This window comes from Micromonospora sp. H61 (genome assembly GCF_018070325.1).
In the GTDB taxonomy this organism is placed as follows: domain Bacteria; phylum Actinomycetota; class Actinomycetes; order Mycobacteriales; family Micromonosporaceae; genus Micromonospora; species Micromonospora salmantinae.
The window spans coordinates 33847-40665 of sequence record NZ_JAGPXY010000063.1; the positions used below are offsets into that span (position 1 = coordinate 33847).

Annotated in this window: 5 protein-coding genes; all 5 read left to right on the forward strand. The window is 71.0% G+C overall.

Features of this window, described 5'->3' with window-relative positions:
• The first annotated feature begins 30 nt into the window (after positions 1–30).
• On the forward strand, positions 31–1467 hold the full coding sequence (locus KBX08_RS25470; RefSeq protein WP_210785887.1) for a TldD/PmbA family protein: 1437 nt from the start codon (positions 31–33) through the stop codon (positions 1465–1467).
• Positions 1468–1525: 58 nt separating this feature from the next.
• Positions 1526–2932: a TldD/PmbA family protein gene (locus KBX08_RS25475; RefSeq protein ID WP_374101968.1), complete on the forward strand. Its 1407-nt coding sequence runs from the start codon at positions 1526–1528 to the stop codon at positions 2930–2932.
• A 245-nt stretch (positions 2933–3177) separates the two neighbouring features.
• Positions 3178–3984, forward strand: coding sequence for a hypothetical protein (locus tag KBX08_RS25480; RefSeq protein ID WP_088950095.1), 807 nt, complete (start codon positions 3178–3180; stop codon positions 3982–3984).
• Between the two features lie 12 nt (positions 3985–3996).
• Positions 3997–5925, forward strand: coding sequence for a fumarate reductase/succinate dehydrogenase flavoprotein subunit (locus tag KBX08_RS25485; RefSeq protein WP_210785888.1), 1929 nt, complete (start codon positions 3997–3999; stop codon positions 5923–5925).
• The coding region (locus KBX08_RS25490) for a succinate dehydrogenase/fumarate reductase iron-sulfur subunit (RefSeq protein ID WP_210785889.1) at positions 5922–6819 on the forward strand (898 nt) is incomplete at its 3' end. The genes KBX08_RS25485 and KBX08_RS25490, both read left to right, overlap by 4 nt.

Consider the following 6819-nt stretch of genomic DNA (forward strand, 5'->3'; position numbering starts at 1 on the left):
GGTGTCGGTCGGCTGGCCTAGGGTCGGTCCATGACCGAGTTCGACGCGGCCACCGCCGCCGTCCAGGCCGCCCTCGACGCGGGCGCCCGGTACGCCGACGCCCGGGTGATGCACCGCCGCTACGAGTCCATGACCGCGCGCAACGGGGACGTGGAGGAGCTGACCCAGGACGAGAGCATCGGGCTCGGGGTCCGGGCGTTGGTCGGGGCGAGTTGGGGCTTCCACGCCGTACCCGATCTGTCGGACGCCGCCGCCCGCGACGCCGGCCGGCGCGCGACGCGGACCGCCATGGCGAGCGCGCGGGTGCCGGGCCCTTCGGTCGACCTGGTGCCGGTCGAGGCGGTCACCGCGAGCTGGGCCTCCGGCTGCCAGATCGACCCGCTCGGGGTGGCCCTGTCGGACAAGGGCGATCTGCTGGTCGACGTGACCCGCACGATGGCCGAGCACGGCGCGGACCTGGCCGAGGGCCTGTACCAGATCTGGGACACCACGAAGTGGTTCGTCTCCAGCGAGGGCCACCGGATCGACCAGCGCATCCGCGAGTGCGGCGGCGGCATCTCGGCCACCTCGATCGGCGACGGCGAGACGCAGCGGCGGTCCTGGCCGAGCTACCGCGGCCAGTACGGCACCACCGGGTGGGAGCTGGTCGAGTCGCTGGATCTGGCCGCGCACGCCGCGCAGATCGCCGAGGAGTCCCGGGCGCTGCTCACCGCGCCGCCCTGCCCGGCCGGCGAGACCGATCTGATCCTCGGCGGCGAGCAGTTGGCCCTGCAGATCCACGAGTCGGTCGGGCACGCCATCGAGCTGGACCGGATCCTCGGCTGGGAGGCGGCGTTCGCCGGCACGTCCTGGCTGGACCTGGCCCAACTTGGCTCGCTGCGTTACGGCTCGGAGCTGATGAACATCACCATCGACCCGACCATCCCGGGGGCGCTGGGCAGCTTCGGTTTCGACGACGAGGGCTCCCCGGCGGTCAAGCGGGACGCGGTCCGGGACGGTCGCTGGGTGGGTGTGCTCGCCGGCCGGGATTCCGCCGCGATGGCCAGCCTCGACTACGGCGGCAGCGTACGGGCCGACGGGTGGGCCCGGCTGCCGATGGTGCGGATGACAAACGTCGGCCTGGAACCCGGCCCACACACGCTGGAGGAGATCATCGCGGCCACCGACGACGGCGTGTTGATGGACCTCAACCGGTCCTGGTCGATCGACGACAAGCGACTCAACTTCCAGTTCGGCTGTGAGGTCGGCTGGGAGATCAAGAAGGGGCGGCGGGGGCGGATGCTGCGCAACCCCACGTACACCGGGATCGGCCCGCTGTTCTGGCGTTCGATGGACATGCTCTCCAGCGAGACGGTCTCCTGGGGGACGCCCAACTGCGGCAAGGGCCAACCCGGCCAGGTCGGGCACACCGGCCACCCGGCCGCGCCGGCCCGGTTCCGCAACGTCCGTGTGGGGGTCTCGGCGTGAGCGCGAGGAGTGAGCCGGGTTTGCGAGCCCCGCAGTCGCGAACGAAAGGCGGCTCAGCGTGAGCGCGAGGAGTGAGGTCGAGCTGGCGGGGCAGGTCGTGGAGCTGGTTCGGCGTCTTGGCGGGCCGGCCGCGCAGGCCGAGGCGGTGGTGACGCGGGCGGACCTGGCGCTGACCCGGTTCGCCAACTCGGGCATCCACCAGAACGTCTCCGAGTCCACTGTCGGGGTCCGGCTGCGGGTGCACGTCGACGGTCGGACGGCTGCCGGTGGCGGCAGCGTGGTCACCGCCGACGGGTTGTCCGCCCTGGTGGAGCGCACCCTGGCCGCGGCGCGGCTCTGCCCGCCCGACCCGGGTTGGCCGGGGCTGGCCCCGCCCATGCCCACGCCGGGCGCCCTGCCCGTCGACGAGGCCACCGCGCACGCCGAGCCGGATCAGCGGGCCGATCGGGTGGGGGCGTTCGTGGCCGCCGCCGGGGGCCTCAGCACCGCCGGTTACTGCCGCACCGCGCACCGCTCGTCGGCGTTCGCCAACTCGGCCGGGCACTCGGCGTACGGCCGCGCGGTGGAGGCGGCGATGGACGGCATCGCCCGCCGCGATGGCGCGGACGGGGTGGCCCGGCGCAGCGCCGACCGGCTGTCCGACCTCGACGGCGCCGAGTTGGGCGCGCAGGCCGCCGCGAAGGCGCAGGCGGCGGCCGACCCGGTCGAGCTGCCGCCGGGGCACTACGAGGTGGTGTTCGAGCCGGCCGCCGTGGCGGACCTCCTGCAGAACCTGTCCTTCTACGGCTTCAACGGCAAGCGGTACGCCGAGCGGCAGTCGTTCGCCGAGCCGGGCGCGGCCCAGTTCGACCGGGCGGTGACAGTGGTGGACGACCCGCTGGGCGGGTCCGGGTTGCCGTTCGACGCGGAGGGCACCGGCCGACGGGCGCTGACACTGGTCGAGGCGGGCACCACCCGGGCGGTGGCGCACGACCGCCGGACCGGCGCCGAGGCGGGCGCGGAGTCCACCGGGCACGCGGTGGCGGGGGGTGCCACCTGGGGCCCGATGCCCCGCAACCTGCGCCTGAACGGCGCGGTGGCGGGTCCGGCCAGTGCGGTGGGCCGGAGCACCACCGGCGCGGCGGGCGGGGCGGTCGTCGACGCGGACACCGCCGCGTTGGTGGCCGGCGTACGCCGAGGGCTGCTGGTCACCGACCTCTGGTACACCCGGGTGCTCGACCCGAGGAGCCTCGTCGTCACCGGGTTGACCCGCAACGGCGTCTGGCTGATCGAGGACGGCACTGTCGTCCGGGCGGTCCGCGACCTGCGGTTCACCGAGTCGTACCCGCGGGCGCTCGGGCCGGGGGCGGTGCTCGGGCTGGGGGCGCGGGCGGTGCGCCAACCGGACCGGGTGGACGGTGTCTGGTGGGCGGCGCCGTCGCTGCGGTTGGCGTCCTGGCACTTCACCGGAGGGGCCTCCGGCTGACGTTCTCGACTTCGCGCGCCAAACCGGCGCGTCGAGGGCTTTTCCGCAGGCCAGACACACGGGACACTCCCTTGCGCGGACGGCTCGCGGAGATCGGCGTAACGTGTGTCACTTAGCTGCGTCGGTCGATCCGGCGTGGTCGTTGGTGTGCGCATGACGTGGCAGCGGGTGCGGGTTCGCCGGTCCGCGTGCCGACCGGAGAGAGACCAGCCCGCCCGTACGGGCCCGTCGAGGAGACGACTCGAATGACTTCAACGGCAACGAGGCCGAGGGGGGCGCGGGCGCGCGCCGCCATCGCGGCGAAGACGTTGCGTACCGACCGATGGTGGTTCGCCCCGCTGATCACCGTGATCGGGCTCAGCGCCTGGGTCGCGTACGCGACGGTCCGGGTGTTCATGCACGACTTCTACTGGGTCGCGGATTACCACTACCTGACTCCGTTCTACTCGCCCTGCGTCACGGAGCGGTGCATCGAGGGCGCTTCGCACTTCGGCCGGTTCCTGCCCGGCTGGTGGATCATCCCGGACGCCGCGCTGACCCTGCCGTTCCTGCTGCTGTTCCGGCTCACCTGCTACTACTACCGCAAGGCGTACTACCGGTCGTTCTGGCTGTCGCCGCCGGCCTGCGCCGTCCCGGACGGGCACAAGGAGTACGGCGGTGAGACCCGTTTCCCGCTGCTCGGGCAGAACCTGCACCGCTACTTCTTCTACGCCGCCGCGATCATCTCGCTGATCAACACCTGGGACGCGATCCTCGCCTTCCACTCGCCGAAGGGCTTCGGCTTCGGGCTGGGCAACATCATCCTGCTGCTCAACGTGGTGATGCTCTGGGCGTACACGATTTCCTGCCACTCCTGCCGGCACATCATCGGCGGCCGGCTCAAGCACTTCTCCAAGCACCCGGTGCGGTACAAGGCCTGGACCTTCGTCTCGGCGTTGAACGTCCGGCACATGCAGCTCGCCTGGATCACCCTCGGCACCCTGGCGCTGGCCGATTTCTACATCATGGCGCTCGCGGCCGGCTGGTTCTCCGACCTGCGGTTCATCAACTAAAGGGCCCCTGACATGACCACAACCACTCGCATCGAACGACACCACTACGACGTCGTCGTCATCGGGGCCGGCGGCGCCGGTCTGCGCGCGGCGATCGAGGCCCGGCTGGCCGGCAAGAAGACCGCGATCATCTCCAAGTCGCTGTTCGGCAAGGCGCACACGGTGATGGCCGAGGGCGGCGCGGCCGCCGCGATGGGCAATGTGAACAGCCGGGACAACTGGCAGGTGCACTTCCGCGACACCATGCGCGGCGGCAAGTTTCTCAACAACTTCCGGATGGCCGAGCTGCACGCGAAGGAGTCGCCGCAGCGGATCTGGGAGCTGGAGACGTACGGTGCGCTCTTCGACCGCACCAAGGACGGCAAGATCTCGCAGCGCAACTTCGGTGGCCACGAGTACCCGCGCCTGGCGCACGTGGGCGACCGGACGGGCCTGGAGCTGATCCGCACCCTCCAGCAGAAGATCGTCTCGCTCCAGCAGGAGGACCAGCGGGAGTTCGGCTCGTACGACGCCCGGATCAGGGTGTTCTCCGAGACGACCATCACCGAGCTGCTGCTCGACGGTGACCGGGTGGCCGGCGCGTTCGGCTACTACCGCGAGTCGGGCGAGTTCATCCTCTTCGAGGCGCCGGCGGTCGTGCTGGCCACGGGTGGCGTCGGGCGCTCCTACAAGGTCACCTCGAACTCCTGGGAGTACACCGGGGACGGGCACGCGCTGGCGCTGCGCGCCGGGGCGACGCTGATCAACATGGAGTTCCTCCAGTTCCACCCGACCGGCATGGTCTGGCCGCCCTCGGTGAAGGGCATCCTGGTCACCGAGTCGGTGCGTGGTGACGGCGGCGTCCTGAAGAACTCCGACGGCAAGCGGTTCATGTTCGACTACGTCCCCGATGTCTTCCGCAAGCAGTACGCGGAGACCGAGGAGGAGGCGGACCGCTGGTACACCGACCCGGACAACAACCGGCGTCCGCCGGAGCTGCTGCCCCGCGACGAGGTGGCCCGCGCCATCAACAGCGAGGTCAAGGCCGGCCGGGGCTCCCCCGCCGGTGGCGTCTTCCTGGACATCGCGAGCCGACGTTCGGCCGACGAGATCCGCCGCCGGCTGCCGTCGATGTACCACCAGTTCAAGGAGCTGGCCGACGTCGACATCACGGCCGAGCCGATGGAGGTCGGCCCGACCTGTCACTACGTGATGGGCGGCGTCGAGGTTGACCCGGATTCGGGTGCCGCCTTCGGCCACGTACGCGGGCTGTTCGCCGCCGGTGAGGTCTCCGGCGGCATGCACGGCTCCAACCGACTCGGTGGTAACTCCCTGTCCGACCTGCTGGTCTTCGGCAAGCGGGCGGGCGGGCACGCGGCCAGCTACGCCGACGGGCTGACCGCGCGGCCGAAGGTGGCAGTGGACGAGGTCGAGGCGGCCGTGGAGACCGCCCTCGCGCCGCTGCAGCGGGACACCGGCGAGAACCCGTACACCCTCCAGCAGGACCTCCAGGCGGTTATGGGTGACCTGGTGGGCATCATCCGCCGGGAGGGTGAACTGGCCGACGCGCTGGTCCGGCTCGCCGAACTGCGTGAGCGGGTGGCCAAGGTGAGCGCGGCCGGCGGCCGACGCTACAACCCGGGCTGGCACCTGGCCCTGGACCTGCGCAACATGCTGGTGGTCTCGGAGTGCACCGCGAAGGCGGCGCTGGAGCGGCAGGAGTCGCGTGGCGGGCACACCCGGGAGGACTACCCGGCGATGGAGCCGAAGTGGCGGCAGGTCAACCTGGTCTGCGCGCTGGACGGCGACACCGTGCAGCTGACCCGCAAGCCGCTGCCGAAGATGCGGCCGGAGCTGATCGGCCTCTTCGACCGGGCCGAGCTGGCCAAGTACCTCACCGACGAGGAGATCGCCGACTTCGACGCCCTCGTTGCCGACGCTGGAGAGGCGGACAACCGATGAGCGGGAAGCGTCAGTTCCGGATCTGGCGGGGCGACGAGAGCGGCGGTGACCTCCAGGACTACATGGTGGAGGTGAACGAGGGCGAGGTCGTTCTCGACGTCATCCACCGCCTGCAGGCCACCGACGCGCCGGACCTGGCCTGCCGGTGGAACTGCAAGGCCGGCAAGTGCGGCTCCTGCTCCATGGAGATCAACGGCAAGCCGCGGCTGGGTTGCATGACGCGGATGTCGACCTTCGGGGACGACGAGACCGTCACTGTCACCCCGCTGCGCACCTTCCCGGTCATCCGGGACCTGGTCACCGACGTCTCGTTCAACTACGAGAAGGCACGGGAGACCCCGGCGTTCGCCCCTCCGGCGGACGTGGCCCCGGGTGACTACCGGATGCAGCAGGTCGACGTGGAGCGCTCGCAGGAGTTCCGCAAGTGCATCGAGTGCTTCCTGTGCCAGACGGTCTGCCACGTGATCCGCGATCACGAGGAGAACAAGCAGGCGTTCTCCGGCCCGCGGTACTTCATCCGGGCGGCCGAGCTGGACATGCACCCGCTGGACGCCCGGACCGACCGCAAGGAGTACGCGCAGGCCGAACAGGGCCTCGGCTTCTGCAACATCACCAAGTGCTGCACCGAGGTCTGCCCCGAGCACATCAAGATCACTGACAACGGGATCATCCCCATGAAGGAACGGGTCGTCGACCGCAGGTACGATCCCCTTGTGTGGCTTGGTAGCAAGATCTTCCGTCGGGGCGAGACGCCCCAGACCAGCGTGACCACCGCCCGTCAGGGCTCGGCGACGCCGGGCTCCGCCCGGGGTGGGTTGCACTCGCACGCGGGTGGCTCCCACGATTCGCGGGCTGAGGCGCAGGCGCAGAGCGGCGTCAACTGGCACCGGGAGG